The sequence below is a fragment of the Proteus columbae genome, assembly GCF_009914335.1.
In the GTDB taxonomy this organism is placed as follows: domain Bacteria; phylum Pseudomonadota; class Gammaproteobacteria; order Enterobacterales; family Enterobacteriaceae; genus Proteus.
Map to the genome: position 1 here is coordinate 2,897,787 of NZ_CP043925.1, position 24,783 is coordinate 2,922,569.

Annotated in this window: 12 protein-coding genes; 8 read left to right on the forward strand and 4 right to left on the reverse strand. The window is 34.8% G+C overall.

Annotated features, from left to right (window positions below):
• The first annotated feature begins 5 nt into the window (after nt 1-5).
• The 3 genes from leuD to mutH all read left to right on the forward strand — a co-directional run bounded on the left by leuD (nt 6) and on the right by mutH (nt 3,859).
• Nucleotides 6-611 carry a 3-isopropylmalate dehydratase small subunit gene (gene leuD, locus F1325_RS13780; RefSeq protein ID WP_109371168.1) on the forward strand — a complete coding sequence of 202 codons (606 nt, stop codon included), beginning with the start codon at nt 6-8 and terminating at the stop codon, nt 609-611.
• A gap of 267 nt (nt 612-878) precedes the next feature.
• On the forward strand, nt 879-2,558 hold the full coding sequence (sgrR, locus tag F1325_RS13785; protein WP_109371170.1) for an HTH-type transcriptional regulator SgrR: 1,680 nt from the start codon (nt 879-881) through the stop codon (nt 2,556-2,558).
• Nucleotides 2,559-3,181: 623 nt separating this feature from the next.
• Nucleotides 3,182-3,859: a DNA mismatch repair endonuclease MutH gene (gene mutH, locus F1325_RS13790; protein WP_109371172.1), complete on the forward strand. Its 678-nt coding sequence runs from the start codon at nt 3,182-3,184 to the stop codon at nt 3,857-3,859.
• Between the two features lie 94 nt (nt 3,860-3,953).
• Here mutH and F1325_RS13795 read toward each other — a convergent pair whose 3' ends face one another.
• The 3 genes from F1325_RS13795 to speA all read right to left on the reverse strand — a co-directional run bounded on the left by F1325_RS13795 (nt 3,954) and on the right by speA (nt 14,251).
• Nucleotides 3,954-11,054 carry an anthrax toxin-like adenylyl cyclase domain-containing protein gene (locus tag F1325_RS13795; RefSeq protein WP_160230589.1) on the reverse strand — a complete coding sequence of 2,367 codons (7,101 nt, stop codon included), beginning with the start codon at nt 11,052-11,054 and terminating at the stop codon, nt 3,954-3,956.
• 266 nt (nt 11,055-11,320) lie between these two features.
• Nucleotides 11,321-12,241 (reverse strand): agmatinase, encoded by a 921-nt coding sequence (speB, locus tag F1325_RS13800; RefSeq protein ID WP_006533786.1) that lies wholly within the window; start codon nt 12,239-12,241, stop codon nt 11,321-11,323.
• A gap of 102 nt (nt 12,242-12,343) precedes the next feature.
• On the reverse strand, nt 12,344-14,251 hold the full coding sequence (speA, locus tag F1325_RS13805) for a biosynthetic arginine decarboxylase (protein WP_109371176.1): 1,908 nt from the start codon (nt 14,249-14,251) through the stop codon (nt 12,344-12,346).
• A 689-nt stretch (nt 14,252-14,940) separates the two neighbouring features.
• Here speA and metK point away from each other — a divergent pair.
• The gene (gene metK / locus F1325_RS13810; protein ID WP_100159133.1) at nt 14,941-16,095 is read left to right on the forward strand and encodes a methionine adenosyltransferase; all 1,155 of its coding nucleotides are present in this window, start codon (nt 14,941-14,943) and stop codon (nt 16,093-16,095) included.
• A 185-nt stretch (nt 16,096-16,280) separates the two neighbouring features.
• Here metK and bcsG read toward each other — a convergent pair whose 3' ends face one another.
• Entirely contained in the window at nt 16,281-18,026 is a 1,746-nt protein-coding gene (bcsG, locus tag F1325_RS13815; RefSeq protein WP_109371178.1) for a cellulose biosynthesis protein BcsG, read from the reverse strand.
• 850 nt (nt 18,027-18,876) lie between these two features.
• Here bcsG and bcsR point away from each other — a divergent pair.
• Genes bcsR through bcsB form a run of 4 tightly spaced genes read left to right on the forward strand, consistent with a single transcriptional unit; the run spans nt 18,877 to nt 24,780 of the window.
• Complete coding sequence (gene bcsR / locus F1325_RS13820) at nt 18,877-19,068, forward strand: cellulose biosynthesis protein BcsR (RefSeq protein WP_109371180.1); 192 nt, start codon at nt 18,877-18,879, stop codon at nt 19,066-19,068.
• Nucleotides 19,069-19,076: 8 nt separating this feature from the next.
• Nucleotides 19,077-19,814 carry a cellulose synthase operon protein YhjQ/BcsQ gene (locus F1325_RS13825; RefSeq protein WP_109371182.1) on the forward strand — a complete coding sequence of 246 codons (738 nt, stop codon included), beginning with the start codon at nt 19,077-19,079 and terminating at the stop codon, nt 19,812-19,814.
• Nucleotides 19,814-22,399 (forward strand): UDP-forming cellulose synthase catalytic subunit, encoded by a 2,586-nt coding sequence (bcsA, locus tag F1325_RS13830; protein WP_160230590.1) that lies wholly within the window; start codon nt 19,814-19,816, stop codon nt 22,397-22,399. The genes F1325_RS13825 and bcsA overlap by 1 nt, the downstream gene beginning before the upstream one ends.
• Nucleotides 22,400-22,458: 59 nt before the next feature.
• Entirely contained in the window at nt 22,459-24,780 is a 2,322-nt protein-coding gene (bcsB, locus tag F1325_RS13835; RefSeq protein WP_160230591.1) for a cellulose biosynthesis cyclic di-GMP-binding regulatory protein BcsB, read from the forward strand.
• Nucleotides 24,781-24,783: the final 3 nt, after the last annotated feature.

Genomic DNA, 24,783 nt, shown 5'->3' on the forward strand with positions numbered 1-24,783 from the left:
AGAACATAATGAATAAATTTACTCAACACACGGGTATTGCGGTTCCTTTAGATGCAGCAAATGTGGATACCGACGCCATTATTCCTAAGCAATTTTTGCAGAAAGTGACGCGCACTGGTTTTGGTAAACACCTGTTTCATGATTGGCGTTTTTTGGATGACGAAGGCACTCAGCCTGATCCTACATTTATTTTAAATCAGCCAATTTACCAAGGCGCTTCTATTTTATTAGCACGAGAAAACTTTGGTTGTGGATCATCTCGTGAACACGCACCTTGGGCATTAACTGATTATGGTTTTCACGCCGTTATCGCCCCCAGCTTTGCTGATATTTTTTACGGAAATTCATTTAATAATCAATTATTACCCATCAAATTAAGTGACGATGAAATCTCACAATTATTTGATTGGGTAAAACAACATGCTGGTACACCAATTACCGTAGATTTAGTGGCACAAGAGGTTAGAGCGGGTGAATTACATTTCTCTTTTGAAATCGACTCATTTCGCCGTCACTGCATGATTGAAGGATTAGACAGCATTGGATTAACGCTGCAACACCAAGATGATATTAGTGCTTACGAGGCAAAACAACCCACCTTTATGCGCTAACTACAGCAATTTTTTCACCTTCTTCTACTTTCTGTGATGTTTACTTTGTCATTCTTGCCGTAAATTCATTTACGGCTTTTTTTTGCTCAAATAAAAAAGCCAGTGATCCGTATCACTGGCCGGTAATCACCGAATGCTCAAATGGGGGAGTCTGTCAGTATTCGTAATTTGTGATAACTAACATGAGAGCTAACTTTAAACACAGGCATTATCGGTCTAATATAAGGAAATTAAAATTGATCACTTTATCAATGGATTTCCTCTTTTATGACTTCACCCCGCTTAGAGTTACAATTTATTCGCTTATGGCAAGCCTTTCAGGGAAAAGCAACCGAAACAACGTTACAAGAATTAGCACAAACCCTGCATTGCACACGTCGTCATGTCCGCTCTTTATTAAATAAAATGCAAGAAATAGGTTGGATAAATTGGCAAGCAGAAGTCGGTCGAGGTAAAAAATCCACGCTTATTTTTCATTCTAACGCACTTGAGATCCAACAAAATCGCGCCGAAAGACTGATAGAAGATAATGATATTGAAAAGCTTGTAGCACTAATGGGTGATAAAGATTCTGTACGCCAAATGGTGCTCTCACAAATTGAAAAAAGCTTTCATCCCGGTCAACAATTACTACGTATTATTTACTACCGTCCCTTTAAAAATTTATTACCAGGAACACCATTAAGGCGCTCTGAATTACATTTAATGAGCCAAATATTCAATTCGTTGGTGCATCTAAAAGAGGAAAATGGGGAAGTAGAAGCGGAATTAGCTCATCATTGGCAAATGCTCACAGAGCAACATTGGCGATTTTATTTACGTCCCTCTATCTATTTTCATCATGGTCGAGAGCTTACACTTGAAGATATCAGCACTTCTTTAATGAGAATGAAACACTGCAATCCTCTTTATGCCCATATAGAACAAATTTCCTCGCCTCAACCTTATGTGCTCGACATTTACTTAAGCGAAGCCGATAAGCAATTTGCAACGTTATTAGGGAGTCCACAAGCTGTTATTTTGCCGCAAGAATGGGCATCACTTCCCTCTTTTGCACAACACCCTATTGGCACAGGCGCTTATCAAGTTATCGCTAATGATAAACATAAGCTGCAAATCAAGGCCTTTAATCGCTATTTTGGCTTGCGGGCATTATTAGATGAAATTGATATTTGGGTAGTTCCCGAACTGAATAACAAGATGGTTTGTTCAACTATTCATTTAACAGACGATGATACCAATAAAGATTCATTAGAAAGTCGTAAAGAGGAAGGGTGTTATTTTCTTCTCTATGATAGTCGCTCAAAACAGTGCCAACAGACTGAAATAAGGGAATGGTTAAGCAGTGTATTAACCCCTGTTAATATGCTCACTCATTGTGATCCTTTCTATCAACGTCATTGGTCTCCCGCTTATGGCTTATTACTTCATTGGCATCACAGTAAATTAATACGCCAACATCCTAAACCAGCTTCATTAACAAAACTCACTGTCACGCTTTATAAAGAGCATCATGAATACAGCACTATTGCAGACTTAATAGAAAGTATTTTATCTCAGTATGATATTGAATTAACCATTCAAGTACTTGATTATGAACAATGGTATTACGGTGAAGCTAATAGTGATATTTGGTTAGCGACAGTGAATTTTTATAAGCCTTTAGAGTTCTCAATTTTTGCTGCACTTTATGAATTACCCCTCTTTCACCAATGTTTGGGAGCATCGTTCTCACAAGAGCTTACATTATGGCATCAAAAATCTTTGCCACTTGAAGAGTGGTGTCGCCAGCTAACACAAGATATTTGGCTTTACCCTCTATTTCACCATTTATTAGAACTACAAGGGCAGAGAACCATACGAGGTGTCAAAATGAATACTTTTGGCTGGTTTGATTTTAAATCAGCGTGGTTTACACCTGATATTGATACACCAAGATTAAAATAGGTTATCGTCTCTTTTCAGCATACGGATTAGCCATTATTTGCGTTAATTCACAGAAACCTTGAAAGTTATAAACACTCACATAAATGCTTAGGGGATTTATTCACTTTTTCTGTGGATATCTATGTGAAAAAGAGTGAGATAATCAGGGTATAGTTTTTATATTGTTAGAAAGGCTGTTGATATAAATTTTAAAATATCACTTATAATTCAAATTAGTAGCTAGATTTCAATGCCTATTTCAGCGATTGGATAAAACAATTAAAATACCCTCCCGCTCAAATCGCACAAAAAATAGCCACAGGGTGTTTTATCCACAGGTTATGCCGATTAGTTAGGCAAAATAGGATAATTTTGGCAAATATCTGCAAAAGTCAAGGCTGTAAATCAGAACAGTGATCTCACTTTCTGTGAGTTATCCCATAAAGCTGTGGATAACCTAGTGTAAAAGCCTGTTTATGATTTCAGGATAACCGTGCACAACTTAGAATTATAAATTTCAATTGGCGAGTTAACTCAAAAAAATGATGATATATCATGCTATTATGATTTAAATGAAATAAAGCTAAATACGTTATCAATAACCTGTTTTTTCTGTCTATTATTTATACAAGAAGATAATAACTATGTTTACGCCACCAGTAGCGCCCGAAAATGAGCAAGTTTTATTCGAACGAGCAAAAGCGCTTGCAGGTTATACTTTTGGTGAACTTGCCGCTTTTGCACAACTTCCAATCCCAATTGATCTTAAAAGAGATAAAGGCTGGGTAGGTATGTTGTTGGAATATTATTTAGGTGCAAGTGCAGGTAGCAAACCGGAGCAAGACTTCAGTGAGTTGGGCATTGAACTCAAAACAATTCCAATTGATAGATTAGGTATGCCTTTGGAAACAACTTTTGTCTGTGTCGCAGCATTAACCGGAAACAGCGGTATTACTTGGGAAAATAGCCATGTAAAACGTAAACTCTCAAAAGTATTATGGGTGCCTGTTGAAGGAGAAAGGGAAATACCATTAGCACAACGTCGCGTCGCTTCTCCATTACTTTGGAGCCCTAATAGGACGGAAGAAGAATTATTACGTCATGATTGGGAAGAGCTAATGGATATGATTGTGTTGGGTAAAGTAGAAAGCATTACCGCACGCCACGGGCAAGTCTTACAAATCCGCCCGAAAGCAGCTAACAGCAAGGCATTAACCGAAGCTATTGGTGAAAATGGACAACGTATTATGACATTACCCAGAGGTTTTTATTTAAAAAAGAATTTTACCGCGCCACTGCTTGCTCGTTATTTTCAGCTTTAACGTTATCGTATTTAAGCTATTTGTTATCGGTAAAACAGCCTCAAATTTAATTGGGGCTGTTTTTTTAAGTGATAGGATCTCAATAATTAAAAAATCACAACTGCTTTTCCACTAATGCCAAAGGTGACCATGTCGATAACGACATAGTTTCGTGATTGTTCACAACAGTAAATTGTTGCTGATTGAATGTTACCATATCTTGGATAATATTTGCTAACCCTTGTAATGATAGCACTGAGGATGTTTCAGTCATCGAAATAACTGGTTTCTGTTCTTTTTCATTCACCTCATTTACTGCCATTTTTACAATTAACGTAAATTGCTTATCTTGAGTTTGATACTGTGTATTATTACCCACTTGAGATGAAATCAATGTTTCATTTTCCGCCAATCCAGTCACTAAAATATGGCTGTTTTTTCCTTCATCATAAATAGTCACATGACTTTGCCGTTTTTGCACCACATATACATTGCTACCTTCACCGCCACTCAGATAATCATGACCAAATTGAGAAATTAACAGATCGTTGCCTTCACCTCCGCTCAAGCGATCATTACCTTCCCCAGCAATTAAAATATGATGCCCTTTATTAACAAGAATATTATCATCACCTTTCCCACCATCAATAACTGAACTCATATTATTATGATTAACAACAATATCATTCCCATCATTCAGCTCAAGAATAGGCAATAAATCAATGAGTTCTTTTGGTTTGTCTGCAAGTGTTGCTGACAATCGAGTTGAATAAGGCATTACCGAATTAACACCATAGGCAGATAATGCTGCTTTATTTAAACTAAGTGATTCAGGGATCACCAATACATCATCACTTTTGCTTATATTTAAATTCAAATTAACAACAGGCATAAGCAAATTTGAATGACTATCTTTAGTTGGTAATGTAAAAACAACATTATCTTTATCTATTAATCGAATAGTCGCGTTGGTATCAACAATTTTATTTAATAGATTTGTTTCGAAACATAGCGTTAAATAATCATCAGGAAGATAACGATGAGATAAAAGACCATCTTTAAAGGTTAAATCAAAACCACTTATATCGGTTAAAAAGAAATAGCTTACATCATTATCAGTTAATTTATCAATATGATCAGATAGTGAGATATTCACCCTTTCATTGTTATTTTTTGTTAAAAACGTTTTTATTTGATAAGTATCATTTCCCTGACTTAATTTAATGTATGAGTCAGCCTCAATACCGACATAATGATTATTTTGGTTATTGCCGTGAATACCAAATCGTAAATTTGTTCCAGATGAAAAACCACTGTATTCAAATTCTGGCAATAATTTTATATTTCGACTCTGACTTTTAAAAGCAGTCACAACTAAATTATCATACTCATTAATATAAAAATCTTTAATTGCTAATTTTGATTCATTATATTTCTCTAAATAACTAAATTTGTATAAAATTTTATCTTTAGTATTTTCATCCAAAGTGAGTGTGAAACCATCTTGAGTTATTAATGTATAACGATGTGAATGCGTATTATTTACTGAATCATCATAAACATTTTTCAATGTCACAGAATGATAAATATATTTTCCCTCATGATTTTCATTATTAATTTTAAAATCAAAAATAATATCTTTTTTATTACGTTTTATTGATGTTATTTCATCAAAACAATAATTAAACCTTACAACACTAGTTCCTAACTTATTAGTTTCATTAATAATAGTTTCAAATAATTTATTATAACTCTGTTCTAAAGAAGATCGTAAAATAACATAGCTATCATTGCCCTCACCGCCTTCAGCATAACCTTCATTTAATACAAGTGTATCATTTCCCCCTTTACCATATAAATGATCAACACTACCAGCACCATTTAAATAATTAGCCTCTTCATTACCCAAAATATAATCATCACCCATTTCACTGCCAATTACATTTTCAATACTGTCTAAATAAGCAATAACTTGCTGATCTTGTAACTCAATATTTGGCATTGTATCAATAAGTTTTTTCGAATAAAAACGCCCTTCATTTTGATAAAGATAAAGTTTTGAATGAAAACTTTGGCTATTCGTTTTATCTTCTGAATTTTGAAATTTAACGTAATTATGTTGTAAATCGACTTTATAACCCGTGTATTTGCCCTTAGTTTTTATCAGACGAAGTGTGTCATTTCCTTCTCGACCATAAAAACGGCTCGCATAATAAGGTGACTCTGATGTAAATACATTAAATACATCATCTTTTGAACCGCCACTTAATCGCTTAGTGCCATTATAAATATCGAATGTATTTTGAGTTATTGAGGGCGCTGCAATAATATCATTACCATTATGTGTGTTAAAATAAAGAACTGTATTCTCATGCCAATCCGAAGTATAGTATTTTTCAATATTATTAGCTCTTATTAATCCATTCTCTAATTTACTTTCTCCTAATTTATTAATCACATACTCTTTAGTTGTTTTACTATTCTTAAAAAAATCCTCATCCACTATCTCGCCAAAAATAACGCTCTCGTCGTCAGAAGCAATTTTTATTGTATACCGATTTAGCTCATTAACATAAAAATCCATATCAAAAATAAGCTTTTCATCTGTGGCAATCGCTTCTTTAGGTAAATAATATTTATACGCTGTTTTTTTGGCACTCAGATAAGGAGTAAGAGCTGAAATCTCTTCAGCTTCTTTTTGGCTCATATTTTGTAATATTCGCTGGGAAATAAAATCTTTTAAAGGCATTAAAATAGAATCGGCTGTTTCTTCTATTAATGTAGGAATAACTTTATAATAATAATATTCTTGATAAATCTGTTTTTCATTTGTATAAAAATAACTACTATCTGGACTTTGTTTTTTTATTTCTTCAAGATGAGTTAGCGCCTTTTTATCAATCATCTCTTCAAGTTGATTTTCGGTGTCTAAATATATTATCTCATTTTTCTTATCTGGAGTAATATCCCCCATAAGAAAGGCATAAAAACCATTATTTAATTCCTCCATAGGCGTAAAATTGGTTTGTTTTTTTGCCTCTTCAATTAATCTTACGGCACTATAAATTGAAGTTGCTAATGCAATCAAAGCACCAGCAGCAATACCGACAGGTCCTGCAATTGCTGAACCTGCAAGTATAGCTATAGAAATTCCTACAGTAACAAGCCCTGAAACAATAGCGAATGAACCATCAACGATATAATCAATTTTTCGCTTTTCATCAGTTTCACCAGAAATTCGGCTGAAATTATCATAAGCATGATAAATATCAAATCCAACTGAAAGAATATTAAGCGCAATCCCTACTCGCGTACTTATCTTGCTCGCATATTCCAAAGGATTGTGTCGATATCGCAATAATCCTTTTGCTATTGCAATTTCAATAATTTCAGAAACCCCATTAAATGTCATTTCAGACCACATTAATGACAAGTTAGTGATGATTTCTTTTCGTTGTTGTAAAGATAGATTGGGATTATTGAGTTGTTCGGCTAAAGAAAACGTATTATTAACAGACTGCCACATAGAATAACTAATATTAGCATAACCTACCTTACTCAATATTTTCATATGCCTAGGTATTTTTAATGAAGGTTTTCTAATGCTATCCCAATAATGTTCATCAAATGCGCGTTTTTCTAATTCTAAAATTTTAACCAATCGCTCATAGCTTACAAGGTAATCAATACGCTCAGCATCAATTGAAATTAACTTTTTTATATTTTCTTCTTTATTATTTAATAAACTTTTAATAATAGAAATAGCTTGTTTATCATCATCAGTTCCTGAAGCACTTAAGAAATAATCATTTATCTTATCCGCATCGAATGTAAGATTTGAATAATCATGATTTTTTTCAAAAATATCACTATGCTCTATTTTTTTATTATTAATTTTCGCACCTAAACTGATAAGTAGTCTTTTATCCACTTCAATGTTATGGATTTTTATTTTATCCTCTACAATTTCACTATTATTAAGCCCTAAGCTTAATTCAAATAAATTATCAGTTGATTTATTCTCATGTGATCTTTTTTGACTTAATGTTCGTACTTCGTTTATACCAACTGATGATAAAATATCTTTATTACTATTTAATGAGATTAAATAATCAACATCATTAATAGCAATATTATACTCTTTTTCATTTAAAGCTATTTTCAATAAATCAACCGTCAATTTATTTTTATTAGGTTCATTAAAATAATGAGAGAGTAATTCAATTGATGCGTCACTTAAATAATCAACCGATTTCGGTACATCATAAATATTATTTATTAATAATTTAATTCTATTTATATTATCAGTTATAGTATCGTTTAAATAGTTAACATTATAGCTATTTTTCCACGTTTCTAAGGTTATATTTTCATTCACATATTGATTAAACGCCTTACTTATTAATGGATCATAAACAGCAAGATATAATTTATTCGATAATAAGGTGCTATTATCACTAGAGAAAACCTTTGAAATTTCTTTAAAATATTTATGTATTGCATATTCAACTGAAATTTTTCCTTCGATAATTTTATCTACTACATTTTTAATAGTCGCTGATCCTAGTGATTCACCACGCCAAGATCCAAAAATATTATTCAGCTGAGAAGAATTTATCTTTCTTTCCGTTTTTTCGTTAAATGTCGTTCTATACTTATCAATACCAATGCCTTTTAATTCTCCATCATATAAATCAAAAACAGGTTCTTGATGATTTATTTCATTAGCAATTTCTAACACAACATAATTTTTATTATTGATAATTTTATTTTTTATTACACGAAAGTGTGTTCCCGGTGCAATAATTGCTCTTTCTGAACTTCCTGAATGAAGACTTGTTAATGGTTTCGCACTGTGTTTTCCAATAATAGAAATATATACATTATCAGACGATGATTTCTTTACTTTTTCAATATTACTAAAGCCATGAAAAATACCATCAAAAGCGAGTAAATTTCCTTTTTCATAATTATTGCTTAAAATATCATTGTTTTTAACAGTAAATGATTTGTATATTGGTGTATCAATATCAGAATATTTAGATAATAAAGAAAAGAAACTAATTAAATTAGTTTCATTCGTTCTATTCAAAAAAAGTCCTTCTGTCTTAATCAATGATTCAAGTAATTTATAACCTATTTTTTTAAACCATTTTATATCGCTTACTTTTGAATAAAATTCAATTTTATCTTTTGTAGATAAAAGATGATTTTTATTATCCATCTTATTTAAAAGATCATTTTTATGATTATATTCTGATGATAATAAAGTTATTTCATTCTTAGCATTATTATTAAGTTCTATTTCAGGTGAATGTTTATTATTTTTAACATAAGAACCTTCCTTAAATTTATTAAGTGAGATTTCATATTCTAACGTATATTTATCTTTTTTATCTATGCTTAACTTTCGCCCTATTTCTTTTTTTGTATCAATAAATGTGGCAGAGATCTTTCGTTGGCTTGTAAAATAATTATTATTGACTCCATCGTTCCATTTTTCATTTAAAGGCGCAATATAACCTAGATCAATCATAGATTGTTGAAATTTTGAAAATTCATCTGGTGATTGTAATACAACGGTACCATTATTATTAATATAAAAAAAATCATGTAATGTTTGATTTTTTGAATTAAGCGGTTTATCAAATAGTGATTTAGGAACAAAAAAAGTGGCAGGAAAATTATCATGAATTACCGCAAAGGGATTAGCATCATCGGCACCATGATGGACTATTTCCATCCCTATTGATCTCCCTAATGCTACGTTTAATTCATTTTTTAGTTCTTTTATTTGCTGACTAATAAACCCTAATTGATGTCCTTCATTTTTTTCATATAATAATTGATCATTGTATAGTATTTTTTGCTTATCAGTGAGTTCAGCGTAATTCACACTTTGTTTCCATTCCTCCCAAGATACAGGCATATTAACGCGTGTATTTGTTCCTAAATGACTATAAGGATAAATCACCGTAAATAGATCATAATCTGCAATCATCGGTTTATTTGATATAGGATCAGCGATCACCAATACAGGCTCTGCTCCAAATCGATTATAGTGTTGAACTAAATAATACTGTTTTCCTTCTATTATTTGTGGTTCTAAAAAAAACTCATGTGTTTTATTATTGTGTATGACTTCAAAATTTAAAGGTGAATTTTTATCATAAAGATAATTGATCACTTTACTTTCTATCAATTCATTCACTCTTTCGTCTGAAATATAAAGCTCACTCACTGATGCAACGCCCGCATTTATTGCATCTGCTACTGCTTTATTGTATTTCAATAGATCTTTTTGCGCCGATCCTTTAGCCAGTGATTGATCGACAGGAATAAAACCAGCCATAGGCCCCCAATCAGAACTTTTCGCCTTGATAGCTAAGCTCTTACTACTATATTCTCCCGATGAAATTAATGAAGTCGAATTAGTATCGATAGGTCTTACACCAATAATAAGCCCTTTTTCTTCTGATATTTGAGAAAATATCGCTTGATCTTTAATTGGCATGCCTATTTTTACTTCGTTTAGCTCCTTTTTTCTATGATTATTAGAACTCAATGAATTTAATATTTTATTATTTTCTTTTTTATTTAATTCTGAAAAGCTATTATATTCTTCTCTATTCGTGAAGCTAATTTTTTTTACTTTTTTATTTTTATTTAATAATTCATTATAGATGAGATTATTGTTATAGTCCTCGTCAGGATTTTCATAAGAGAAATAAATATTTGTATTTATTTCTAAATCTGATGGAAAAATAAATTCATTTTTAGGAAGATAACTACTTAATATAATGCCTTTTATTTCATTATTCTTGGCAATATTATTTTTATATAATAAAAGCGCATTTTCTCTTTGATCGTTATTTCCATGAATGAAAATATTTTGAGGTAATTGCCCTCTATGCTGTAACCAAAGATGTTCTAATAAATCAGAACCTGCATTTTTATTTTTTGATACATCAACAATAAATAAATCATATCCAGCCGCATGATATTCATCTACATATCTAAGATAGTTCTTTTCTATTTCATCCTTTTCACTCAGAAGAATAACAACATTTTCGTTAGTGTTCTTTCTTTTATCATTTAATGAATAATATGCATTTATCTTATCATTGTTTACTTTTTTTAAGAAATCTTTCTCTATTTTTATGAGTGTAAAGCAATATGATTCGTCATTATTTATTAATAATTTATTTTCTTCCATTTTATATTTTCCATTTAAATAATTTATTTAACTGAAAAATAATTGCATTATTCCACTAATATAAATATAAAAAATAACACACATTAAAGTAAGATGCGTAATTATAATAAAACGAATCAAGTTAACTATTTTATTAAAAAAATAGCTTCATAATATGAAGCTACTTTTTATTTAGTTGAATTTAAATTATTTTTTAATATTAGTGAGATAACGTTCTCGCATAAAAGCGTCTTCGTACCTCTCTAATTTATTAGCATCAAGCAAAGTTACTTTTTAGCTGCCTGCAAATAAAGCATATCAAGTGCAATTGTTGCCCCAGCAAGCGCTGTAATATCAGATTGATCGTAAGCTGGAGAAACTTCAACTAAATCCATACCAACAATATTTAGCGGTTGTAATGCACGTAAGATCTTCAGTGCTTTATCTGTTGTTAATCCACCAACAACGGGTGTTCCTGTTCCTGGTGCAAACGCAGGATCAAGGCAATCAATATCAAAAGTCAGGTAAACAGGTAAGTCGCCAACAATACCTTTGATCTGATCAACAAGATCAGTCACACCACGATCGTTAACTTGCGCTGCATCCAATACAGTGAAACCATTATCACTGTCATGATCAGTACGAATACCAATTTGAACAGAGTGGTTAGGATCGATTAATCCTTCATTTGGTGCATGGAAGAACATTGTACCGTGGTCAAATTTACTGCCATTACCATAAGTATCGGTATGCGCATCAAAATGAACTAATGCCATTTTACCAAAGTGTTTTGCATGGGCGCGTAATAAAGGTAATGTGACAAAATGGTCACCACCAAACGTTAAACATTTTTTACCTGCCGCTAATAACTTCTCTGTATGAGCTTGTAATTTATCGCTCATATCTTGTGCATCACCGAAGTTAAAAACTAAGTCACCACAGTCGACAACGTTTAAACGTTCACGCATATCGAAATCCCACGGCCAGCGGTTACCTTCCCACGCTAAATTCGTTGAAATTTGACGAATAGCACCCGGTCCGTGACGAGTGCCTGCGCGACCTGATGTTGCCATATCAAAAGGCACACCCGTAATAACCCAATCTGCATCACTGCTGTAAGGCTGAAAATTCAGTGGAAAACGTAAAAAACCAAATGCATTAGAGATCAATGAATTATCAGTCTCATTACCTAACGTACTATTTTTCATGCTATTACCTCTGTTACTTATTTAAAATAAGCAACATACAATCAATATGATAGATAAAGAGTGATGTTTAATAACATCACTCTTGCATTGGAAAGTGAAGAATTACTCTTCTTCTTCCAGATACGTATAACCGTATAAACCACTTTCAAATTCAGTCAGGAATTGCTCTTGTAAGGCTTCATCTAACTGTGCATTTTTTACTTGAGTACGGAAACGATCTAACAGCACGGTAGGATTTAACTTAACGTACTGGAGCATATCGGCAACCGTATCACCCTCTTCACTTTGCACGTAAGTCAGATTACCTTTCTCATCAAGGTAAACGTCAACAGCCGCCGTATCACCAAATAAGTTATGCATATTGCCTAAAATTTCCTGATAAGCCCCTACCATAAAGAAACCGATCATGGGTGGATATTCTGGATCATAAGCGGGCATTGGCATTGTTGTTTCAACACCATCACCATCAACATAATGGTCAATAATACCATCTGAGTCACAAGTAATATCAAGTAACACTGCGCGACGATCAAGAGGTTTATCTAGCCCTTCAATAGGTAATACAGGGAATAACTGGTCGATACCCCATGCATCAGGTAAAGATTGGAACAATGAAAAGTTAACATAGAACTTATCTGACATACGTTCTTGTAACTCATCAATAATAGGACGATGAGCACGATTACTTGGATCTAAATCATACTGAATACGACGACAAATATTCAAATACAGCTCTTCTGCCCATGCACGCTCTGTCAGGCTTAACATGCCGTGAACATATTGAGTATGCACATCGTGTAAGTCTAATTGGCTATCGTGTAACCATTCACGTAATGAACGGCTATGCCCCTTAGTTTGCATCTCTTCCCATGTTTCCCAAAGACTTGCAATTGGTCTTGCAGCATCATCTTCAGGTGGTGTAATTGCCGTAAATTCATTACGCTCAACGCCAATCACATTAGAAATTAATACGGTATGGTGTGCCGTTAATGCACGACCTGATTCAGTAATAACGGTTGGATGCGGTAAATCATTTTCATCACATGCGTCACCAATCGCCCAAATAACGTTATTCGCGTATTCATTAAGGCCATAGTTAACAGAGCAATCAGATTGTGAACGTGTACCTTCATAGTCCACACCTAAACCACCACCCACATCGAAATACTGAATATTTACGCCCAATTTGTGCAGTTCAACATAGAAGCGTGCAGATTCACGAACACCCGTTGCGATATCACGGATATTCGCCATTTGTGATCCCAAATGGAAATGCAGTAATTGCAGGCTATCTAAGCGGTCAGCTTGGCGTAACATATCAATTAATTGCAGAACTTGTGTCGCAGCTAAACCAAATTTTGATTTTTCACCACCACTTGCCTGCCATTTGCCTGATCCTTGAGAAGCAAGACGAGCGCGAACGCCTAAACGTGGAATAACTTCTAAACGTTCAGCTTCTTCAAGAACCATTTTAATCTCAGACATTTTCTCAATGACTAAGAAAACTTTATGCCCAAGTTTTTCACCTGTGAGTGCTAAGCGAATATACTCACGGTCTTTATAACCATTACAAACAATCACAGAGCTTGTCATATTGGCATGAGCAAGTACTGCCATTAATTCCGCTTTAGAGCCAGCCTCTAAACCTAAAGGCTCTCCTGCATTCACTAATGACTCAATCACACGACGTTGTTGGTTAACTTTAATTGGATAAACTAAAAAATAGTCACCTTTATAACCATAGGATTCACGCGCGCGATGAAACGCGGCATTAATCGAACGTAAACGATGTTGTAATATTTGTGGAAAGCAAAAAAGTGCAGGTAAACGCAGGTTCGGTTGCTCTTCTTGAACTCGTTTAACCAATTCGGTTAAATCAAAATTAGCATCAGGAACATCAGGATTAGGGCAAACGCTAATATTTCCTCGATTATTCGCTAAATAGTAACCGCCCCCCCAATATGCAATGTTATAGGTCTGCTGCATCTTACGAGCGATGTTATCATTCATGACATTCTCCTTAGGGAGTATGAGTTTATACCTTGCCTGTCACCATAGTAGTCAATTATCTGACAAAAATCTGAAACGACTGATAAATAACAGTTGGAAGTAATGGCTCACTATATATTTTTATATGATTATCCAGCTATACGCAGGACATAATAGTAGAAAGTTCTTGAGTTAACCTATAACGAGTTAACACAATTACCTATTGGCAAGTAACAGACAACTTCGCTCTAAAGAGAAAGAGCTCAAAGAGGAAATTACTCTAGATATACTACGTGTATAGTATTGGTGAGTACTGTTTTGGTTTTTGAAAAGACTAACCTGTAGACAATGGAACATTACCCATTCACTCCACACATGGCTTAAACCCGTAAGCCATTTCCCTAACAGAGAAACAGGATCAGAAATCCTGCGGTTTACACTGTGTTCAGATTTCACAGTAATCGCGAGTTTATACCTTTAGTTAGTTAAAAATGCAAAGCAAAAAGTACAAAAAACTTTTTTTTCTCTACTCCCTATTTTCTCAACACAAAAATAGCGGGCAACAAAAAATAAGATTAACTGTTTGATTCTGCTTTATCCCTATATTTGATTAAAAAAAGCTGGAATTAAAGAGAGAAGAGTCATAAAATGGACGTCTAGATGTTAAAACATCCATCCTTAAACCGTTTGTATTAAGGTAACGAGATATAATGACTACACACCTTTTTACTTCTGAATCAGTCTCAGAAGGTCATCCAGATAAAATCGCGGATCAAATTTCTGATGCCGTTCTGGATGCAATTTTAGAACAAGATCCAAAAGCACGCGTTGCCTGCGAAACTTACGTTAAGACAGGCATGGTTATGGTAGGCGGAGAAATTACCACCAAAGCTTGGGTCGATATCGAAGAAATTACACGTAACACTGTTCGTGAAATCGGCTACACCAGTTCCGACATGGGCTTTGATGCTAATTCCTGCGCAGTTATCAGTGCGATTGGTAAACAATCTCCTGATATCAACCAAGGTGTTGACCGTGCAAATCCATTAGAACAAGGCGCTGGCGACCAAGGTTTAATGTTTGGTTATGCAACCAACGAAACTGATGTATTAATGCCTGCTCCAATTACTTATGCTCATCGCTTAGTTCAACGCCAAGCACAAGTCCGTAAAAGTGGTACTTTATCTTGGTTACGCCCTGATGCAAAAAGCCAAATTACCTTCCAATATGACAACAATAAAGTTGTTGGTATTGATGCTGTTGTATTATCAACTCAGCATTCTGAAGATATTTCACAAAAAGATCTGCATGAAGCCGTGATGGAAGAGATCATTAAACCTGTTCTGCCAGCAGAATGGTTAAATGAGCAAACTAAATATTTCATCAACCCAACAGGTCGTTTTGTTATCGGTGGACCAATGGGTGACTGTGGTTTAACCGGTCGTAAAATCATTGTTGATACTTACGGCGGTATGGCTCGTCACGGCGGTGGCGCTTTCTCTGGTAAAGATCCATCGAAAGTAGACCGTTCAGCAGCTTATGCTGCACGTTACGTTGCTAAAAATATCGTGGCAGCAGGTTTAGCAGATCGTTGTGAAATCCAAGTTTCTTACGCAATCGGTGTGGCAGAGCCAACATCAATTATGGTAGAAACATTTGGTACTGAAAAAGTCCCAACAGCACAACTGATTCTGTTAGTGCGTGAATTCTTTGACTTACGTCCTTACGGATTAATTCAAATGTTAGATTTACTGCACCCAATCTACCAAAAAACGGCTGCTTACGGTCACTTTGGTCGTCCTGAATTCCCTTGGGAAGCAACAGATAAAGCTGAAATCTTACGTGAAGCGGCAGGCTTAAAATAAGTCTCTTGCCAATAACATCATGTTATTGATTTTAATAAGACCACATCTTTATAGATGTGGTTTTTTTATGGCCTCTATTTATAAAACCCATAAAAAAACCCCGCAATCATACGGGGATCTCAATAAGAGAAAACGAGAACATAGATTTATGATGAAACGCTTTTTTTATAAAAAGCGATAAAAAGTTAGTTAGGATAATTAATCCACTCTCCTCCATTTAACTTGATATAAGACTGCCCTTGATAATCAACCACAACCGTAGCTTGATTTTCCGCAACATTGGCAGTTTGAGGAAGTTCACTGGCCAATGCATCCCAATCAATAGCAGATTGGTTAAAGACATCCCCATTCACATTACGAGAAATAAACTCAGAAATAGCTAAATAGCTGCTTGGTTCATCAACAATCACAGGAGGGTTAAATGATGCTTGCTCTTTTATTCCAGTGAAACGAATACCAACAGGTACGGTAGTAATACTTTGGCTTGGAATATCTCTTAACCCTGACATTTGCGTCTTATCACCTTGTAAAGCCGCACCATGCTCAGGCACAATCACCACCATCACTTTTCTTCCTTTTTTATCTAGTTCATCCATAAAGCTATCTAAATTATCAAGTAATGTGGAGGCACGCTTGCCATAATCAGCAGCGCTATTTTCTCCTACATAACGGTTACCATCATGTAGTGATACCAAGTTCACAAAGGTCACAGTGCGGTCTTCGTTAGACTGTTCACGCGCTTTCAACCAACGTTGTAATGTTTCCTTATCGTTGTAAATTTTGGTGCCATCAAATGCGGTAATTTGATGAGAAAGATTCTCTTGATCTTGTAAGGCGATATTAAGATTGCCGAGTTGCTGAACTTCTTTGAGGTAATTACCAAACTTCCCGTTGTGGTCAAGTACCAATTTCTTGGCAAATCCTAACGATGATAAATTATCCATCAGCGAGCATTGCGTATCTGCGGGATCGTATAAATCAGAATGGTGAGTCTGACCACAACTCGCGCGTAATAATCTTAATGATGCAGGACCACTATAAGAAGATACGCTGTTAAAGTGGCTAAATAACACATTAAAGTTACCCCAAATTGGGTGTTCTTGTAGCCCAACAGCCGCCGCATCAGCGGTAGAAAGTGAACAAATATTAATAATCAAAATATCAAAAGGTTGGGCATTGGCTGCTAACTGCGCAGGAAATGGTGTCGTACGTTTTTTCTCGTAACCATAAAATTGTGTGAGCCAATCATCCAATACCTTATTATTAACCTTCTGTTTTTGTGGTGGATAAACAGTATTAATTGATGCAGTTTCTACCTCTTTAGTCGGTACAACTTCAGGGAGGACTTGAGGTTCGACTGATGCGGGTAACACCTCAGGCACTTTGGCAACGACAGTGTTTTTTTCTGTATTAATGTTACTTTCTTGCGTAAAAGTATTCGCTGAAACAGAAGGCACCATACCTTGAGAAATATGAGTAAACCCACCAATATTTAGCCACAATACACCTGCAATAATAAAAACAGATACCCTTACCCACTGTTCAATAAAAAGGTAACCGACTAACAAAACAAAAGCGACACCTATCATTTTGATATTGATAAAGTTAACAGTTAACTCAACAAGGTAATCAAAGGAAAACTGTTTAAGTTGTCCACCTTGGGCAAGTACCGTTGAAAAGCTGGGTAACCAAGTATCATGGTAAAATAGAATTATCCCTATTGGGATAGCGACCCAATTGCGCATTTTATGCCAAATATTTTTTGGTAATGGGAACAATAAAAAGGCAAGAAAAAGTAAATTGCTAAAAGCATCAAAATTTAAATAACCATACCAAAGCAAAACAAACTTTAGTAAAAAATAGAAATTCCATGCTCCCAACCCATGCCAGTAATTTAAAAAATTGAACTGGGTTGTATTAGATTTTTTCATTTTAATTTCCTACTCTTTAGTATAAATAAATCCAATTCGACAGTTATATGATTAGTCACATCTGTCTTTTTATTACTTCTGATATTTAATTAACTACTAAATAAACATATAAGAGAATATTTATTTAAAACCAAGTAAAAACCCTTAAATAAAAAATAAAAAAAAGAATCTCGCCAGAAAATACTGGCCTCTTATATAAAAGAAAAATTAATGCTAGAAAACTTATTTAAGATGATTTTTAAAATAAAACACTCAGCGTTCTATTTATATAATAGCGCCTATTTTTAAAAATGATGCTTTATTTACATTAAATAATGAAACACAGAGTTATCTTATTTTTATATTTCGAAACAAAAACAAAACAAAGTACACATCAATAACACTGAATAACAATTAATAAACATTTTTATCAATAAGCAAACAAGAACCTCAATATAAAAACACAACCAATCAATAAAAGACTATAATATAATGATTTTTCTATGAAAAATGATACTGATCAAGATACAATAATGATCATAAAATTTAAATAATTTAATATATTGTTATAAACAGCTAATCTACATTTCTTTTTTTTTGCTTACTTTGTAGCTAAGTCCTTTCCGTTATTATTTAACAAATAAATTTTAAAAATATAAATATAAAAAAGAAAATCAACAGCCATCTTTTATAGAAATAAGATAATAAATATCTATTTTATGTGTTTTTACGTAATTGAAATAATGTATTTTAAAGCCTATTCTAAAACAAGAACCTTAGTTAAATAAAACAAATCATTAATCAGATACTATTTTATCAAGATTTTAATTTTGATATAAATTTATTATTATTTTATTCAGAGGTTATTAAAATGAAAAATGAAAATTTTATTAACTCAAATATGAAAATAGAAAAAAATAATCTAAATAAGGACATTGATAAACTAAAAAAATTATTTTCATTAAATAACTATCACTATCAGGATATTAATAAAGAAGAAGGAAATAATATGCTTATTTATCGCTGGCCATTACTTAATGCATTTCATTACATGACTAAATGAGGCTAACTATGCCACTTATTGTATTAAAAGGACTCCGAGGTGGAGTGGGTACAACATCCACGGCAATTGCACTTGCTCGGCAATTTAATCAACAAAATAAAGAAGTGCTGATTATTGATAATTGCACAGAAAATATTTTGTCTTTCTATTTTCCAGCACAGCAAAAAAATACCACATTAAGTCAGGCATTATTAGCAGAAACGCCAATAGAGGAGAGTATTTTTTACTATCGACCACACTACCAAGTGTTACCTTTTGGTTTGGTTAATATGAAGGATAACTTGCTCTTACAATTGTCATTCTCAGCAAAACAACATCTTACCCATTTTTTAACGACATTTATTCAGCTACACCCTGACGCCATTATTTTAATGGATTTACAGCATACGCAAGACACCCTTTTCGCATCTTGGATAGAAAAAGCGGATATTTTTTTTACCGTATCAATGGCAGAAAGCAACTGTCATATTCGCCTTAACCAGCACACATTTACCGAAAATGAATATGTATTAATTAACCAATTTCGTGCCACCAGCCAAATTCACCAAGATTTTTATCAATTTTGGCAAACGACACCATTTCCATTATGCCCTGTTGTTCTTCATCGAGATGAAGCCTCACTAGAGGCCTGTGCCTCACGTTTACCTTTATATGATTACCGAGCTAATTGCATGTTAGTAGAAGAAATATCGCAACTTGCTCAATGGTGTTTTTCGTTATTTAAGAGGAAAGAAGGACAGTCATAATGCCATCATCTTACGATGCTACGAATAAAATCGAAAAGAATGTGACACAACATATTCTTATTCGTTACTACAAGTTTTATCGCCATAACGGTGCATCTCGTAGCGCAGCTATTGTTAGCGAGCTATTTATGGGCATTATGTGGTTTTTTTTACGGATGGAATCCCCTTTTTGGCGGAAAATTGCCAGAAAACAACGAGAGCTATATCCTCATATTGATCCCCGTTGCCCTAAAATTTTTGATCCCTTGCGCTATTTGTTACAAAGCATTTGGCTAGCTTGCCATTATGTAGGGCAATTACTGATTAAAAAGCCCACACAATTTATTTTCTATATTAGAAAAACATACAAAAAACTCTTTGTTCATGTCTCTCCTATCGCGATTGAAATCATTGAACATAAGGAAAAAACCACGCCTTTTTGGCAATATGCTCTCTATTCCATTATCGCTATTTTTGCCATTTTCTTTATTTTACTCAGTATCACTCAACCGTTTGATCTTACATTTCAGTTCGTTTTTGTGATTGTTCTTTGGCTAGTTGCCTTAGCTATCCGCGATATTCCTGGGCGTTTTTCTTCAATCGCAATGGTTATGTTGGCACTAACAATTGCATGTCGATACATATGGTGGCGTTATCATTCAACCCTTTATTGGATTGATAATTTCAGCCTATTTTGTGGCTTACTGCTTTTACTGGCTGAAACTTACGCATGGTGTGTGCTATTCCTTAGTTTTATGCAATGTATTTGGCCACTGCATCGAAAACCTGTTTCTATGCCTGAAGACATTACACAATGGCAAAGCGTTGATATTTTCATTCCTACCTATAACGAAGATCTGCAAGTTGTTAAACCCACAATCTATGCCAGCTTAAATTTAGATTGGCCTAAAGATAAGCTCACTATTTATCTGCTTGATGATGGCTCCCGCCCTGAATTTAAAGCATTTGCTCAAGAAGTTGGTATTCGTTATATCGCACGAGAAAAACATGATTTTGCTAAGGCAGGTAATATCAATCATGCTTTAACTCTCGCGTCTGGTGAATTTGTCGCCATCTTTGACTGCGACCATATTCCAACACGTTCATTTCTACAATTTACAATGGGATGGTTTTTAAAAGATGAAAAAATGGCTTTGGTACAAACACCTCACCATTTTTTTTCCCCAGATCCTTTTGAACGTAATTTAGGTAACTTTCGTGAAACACCCAATGAAGGCACACTCTTTTATGGGTTAGTTCAAGATGGTAATGACACTTGGAATGCAGCGTTTTTCTGTGGCTCGTGCGCAATTTTACGTCGTACTGCATTGGATGAGATTGGTGGCATTGCCGTTGAAACTGTTACAGAAGATGCGCATACCTCATTACGCTTACACCGTCATGGCTGGAGATCTGCTTATATTCGCATTCCACAAGCCGCTGGTTTAGCGACAGAATCATTATCCGCACATATAGGTCAACGTATTCGGTGGGCAAGAGGAATGGTGCAAATATTCCGTCTTGATAATCCCTTGTTTGGTAAAGGACTAAGCGTGCCGCAACGTCTTTGTTACTTAAATGCCATGTTGCACTTTTTTTCTGGCATTCCACGGATGATTTTCTTACTCGCACCACTAACGTTTCTTATTTTCCATGCCTATATCATTTATGCACCTGCGATTGCGATCGCTCTCTATGTTGTGCCGTATTTGATCCACATTTCACTCGCCAGTGCAAAGTTACAAGGCGCTTATCGCCACTCATTTTGGGGTGAGGTTTATGAAACGATTTTAGCGTGGTACACCACTCGTCCAGTGTTAAGTACCCTTATCTCTCCTCATAAAGGAACTTTCAACGTAACTGGTAAAGGTGGCGTGATGGAAGAAGGCTTTGTCGATTGGCGAATTAACCGCCCTTACTTACTCTTTCTCAACTTGAACTTGCTAGGTATTTTGTTTGCTTTTTGGCGCATAGCAACGGGCGATCCCGATGAAGCATGGGCTGTTGCCATGTGTTTATTATGGGTTTGTTATAACCTTATCTTACTCGGTGTTGCAATTGCAGTTTCTGTCGAAACAAAGCAACAGCGCCATTTTCCTCGTGTTCGCGTTAAAGTTCCTGCCATGTTGCTGTTAGATAATGGCTCTCTCTACCGATGTTATCTCTATGATTTCTCTGATAATAGCTGTGCAATTTTATTGCCTGACAATGTCAAACTTTCACTATCTCCAAATGAAAGCATCACACTATTACTCAGTCAAAATCAGCGTGAACATGCCTTTAAAGCCAATATTTCACGTATTGATGGGCAAATTATTGGATTACAACTCCTTGAAATGACAACGCAAAAAGCTATCGAGTTTACTGCTTGTACTTTTGAGCGAGCCGATACTTGGGCAGATTGGCAAAATGAACTTCCAACCGACAGACCTTTAAGCAGTCTCAAGAATATTATTTTTATCAGTATGCAAGGTTATAACACCTTGTTAAAACGTGCTCCTTACTTTATTTACGCTACTTTCCGCTTACTCGGTCTCTTTTTGCTGTGGCTTTCATCGTTACTCCCTCAACGCGTTAATGTTTCACAAATATTTCATCAGTCTTGAAGGAAAAACTCAGTTTTCTGGGAATTTATTAATAAACAATAAGATCATGGGTAACAATAATGAAAAAACGTTTTCTCATATTTGCCTTATTTATGCTCACTTCTTCAGTTCATGGAGATGAAACGCAAGAAACGCAAACCACTATTTCAGCGCCACCCGTTACAATAACTGAAGCGGCTCCTGAAGTTATTTCTCAAGCAGAGCCTAGAAATACACAATTGCCTTCTACAGATATCACGCCTTCTGCTCGCCAGAAGATATTAAAATTTGCAGAGACAGCACCTAGTTATGGCGCGCTCCATTTGACTGGTGTTAGCCCTGATGGCTATTTAGAATTTGGTGTCCGTAGTGATGAATATGTTTCCAAAGCCACTCTTGATTTAGAATTTACACCGTCTCCGTCACTACTTCCTGTGGAATCTCATCTTAATGTCTATTTAAATGATGAATTGATGGGAGTTATTACCTTAAAACCAGAAGATTTGGGTAAGAAAAACCAAATTACGATACCTATTGATCCTTTATTTATTCAAGATTTTAACCATATAAAACTCTCTTTTATTGGCCATTATCGTGAAATTTGTGAAAACCAAGCAAATACAACACTTTGGCTTGATGTAAGTAAAAGCAGTCAACTCAATCTGACCTTTCAATCACTCCGTTTAGGTAATGAGTTAGCGCACTTCCCTGAACCATTTTTTGATAGCCGTGATTTTGGAGAATTAACACTGCCAATGGTTTTCAGCCAGTCACCTAATTTAGCTCAACAAAAAGCGGCAGCGATCCTCTCTTCTTGGTTTGGTACTCAAGTTGATTGGCGTAAGCAAAATTATCCTGTTTATTATGATGCTTTGCCAAATCAACACAGCATTGTTTTTGCAACCAATAAACAAAAACCCGCCTTTTTAAAACAGCATCCCGATGTGAAAGAACCAACCATCGAAATGCTGACGCATCCAACCAATCCTTATATTAAGTTACTTCTTATTATGGGACGTGATGATAACGATTTGATCACTGCCGTAAACGGAATAGCCCGTGGACAAGTTATCTTCAGAGGGAATATCGTCACAATTAATGAAGTAGAAAAATTGATCCCGCGTGAACCTTATGATGCGCCAAAATGGGTACAGTTAAATAAACCTATCTACTTTAATACGCTACAAGACTATGAAGGCCAGTTGCAATCTCGCGGATTAAAACCGAATCCTATTACATTGAATATGACGTTACCACCTGATCTATTTATGTTTAATAATACGGGATTACAAATGCAATTGCGTTATCGCTATACCGCTCCTGCATTTCAAGATGACTCTCGTATGTCTATCTCAGTAAACGACCATTTCATTAAAGCTTATCCTCTTGAGAAAGATAAAAAAGATAATCTTGTCATCGCTTATTTACCGCTTATTCAAGGCTGGATTGAGCATAAGAATTTATTGAATATGCCCGCCGTAAAACTGGGTGAACGTAACCAAATTACATTTGCCTTTGATTACACCAATCCTATTCCTGGGGGCTCAGTAGATCAATGTATTACTTATCAACCTGTACCAAATGCTGTCGCTATTGATGATTTATCTAGCTTTAATTTTACAGGTGATTATCGACACTATATTGCACTGCCTGACTTACGGGTTTACAGCCATGCAGGCTTCCCATTTAGCCGTTATGCGGATCTGTCAGAAACCTTGGTTTTTGTTAATCAGCAACCGTCTCCAACACAATTATCTACCCTATTAATTTCAATGGGGAATATTGGTGCTCAAACAGGTTATCCTGCATTAAATGTTTCATTAACTGGTTCATTGGATGAAGTGCAAAAAAGAGATGCTGATCTACTACTTATCGGAACCATTCCACCTGCATTAAATAATGATAAACAGATGAACGTACTGATTGATAAAGCACGTAGTGAAATCACTCTGCCTTCTCGTGAAATCAGTATCTTTAGCCACACAAGTTATCAACCAACTGATAAACGTCCTGATAGTCGGATCTCTCTGACCTCAAAAGGATCGATGGGGGCAATTATTGGTTTCCAATCTCCATTCTTTTCACAGCGTAGCGTTGTCGCATTATTAGCCGATAGTACGCAAGGTTACAAACTGTTAAATGAGGCGATCAGTGATAGTGGTAAGCGTGATGCTATGCATGGTTCAGTAGTATTGGTCAGAGAGTCTGGCGTAAATAGCTTGCGTGTGGGAGATACTTATTTCGTCGGTTATTTACCTTGGTGGGAAGAAGTTTGGTATGTATTTGCTTCTCACCCTATATGGCTTGGTTTAGCGGCAATTGTCGGCATTATTCTTGTCTCTCTTCTTATTTGGCGAGCAATGAAAATAAGAAGCCAACGTCGTTTAGCGACTAAGGACTAAGCT

Coding starts and splice junctions, on each gene's coding strand:
- mutH (WP_109371172.1), top strand. CDS start 3,182: ATGTTTACGCCACCAGTAGCGCCCGAAAATGAGCAAGTTTTATTCGAA.
- speA (WP_109371176.1), bottom strand. CDS start 14,251: ATGAATGATAACATCGCTCGTAAGATGCAGCAGACCTATAACATTGCA.
- bcsG (WP_109371178.1), bottom strand. CDS start 18,026: ATGAAAAAATCTAATACAACCCAGTTCAATTTTTTAAATTACTGGCAT.
- sgrR (WP_109371170.1), top strand. CDS start 879: ATGACTTCACCCCGCTTAGAGTTACAATTTATTCGCTTATGGCAAGCC.
- bcsB (WP_160230591.1), top strand. CDS start 22,459: ATGAAAAAACGTTTTCTCATATTTGCCTTATTTATGCTCACTTCTTCA.
- speB (WP_006533786.1), bottom strand. CDS start 12,241: ATGAAAAATAGTACGTTAGGTAATGAGACTGATAATTCATTGATCTCT.
- metK (WP_100159133.1), top strand. CDS start 14,941: ATGACTACACACCTTTTTACTTCTGAATCAGTCTCAGAAGGTCATCCA.
- bcsR (WP_109371180.1), top strand. CDS start 18,877: ATGAAAAATGAAAATTTTATTAACTCAAATATGAAAATAGAAAAAAAT.
- bcsA (WP_160230590.1), top strand. CDS start 19,814: ATGCCATCATCTTACGATGCTACGAATAAAATCGAAAAGAATGTGACA.
- F1325_RS13795 (WP_160230589.1), bottom strand. CDS start 11,054: ATGGAAGAAAATAAATTATTAATAAATAATGACGAATCATATTGCTTT.
- F1325_RS13825 (WP_109371182.1), top strand. CDS start 19,077: ATGCCACTTATTGTATTAAAAGGACTCCGAGGTGGAGTGGGTACAACA.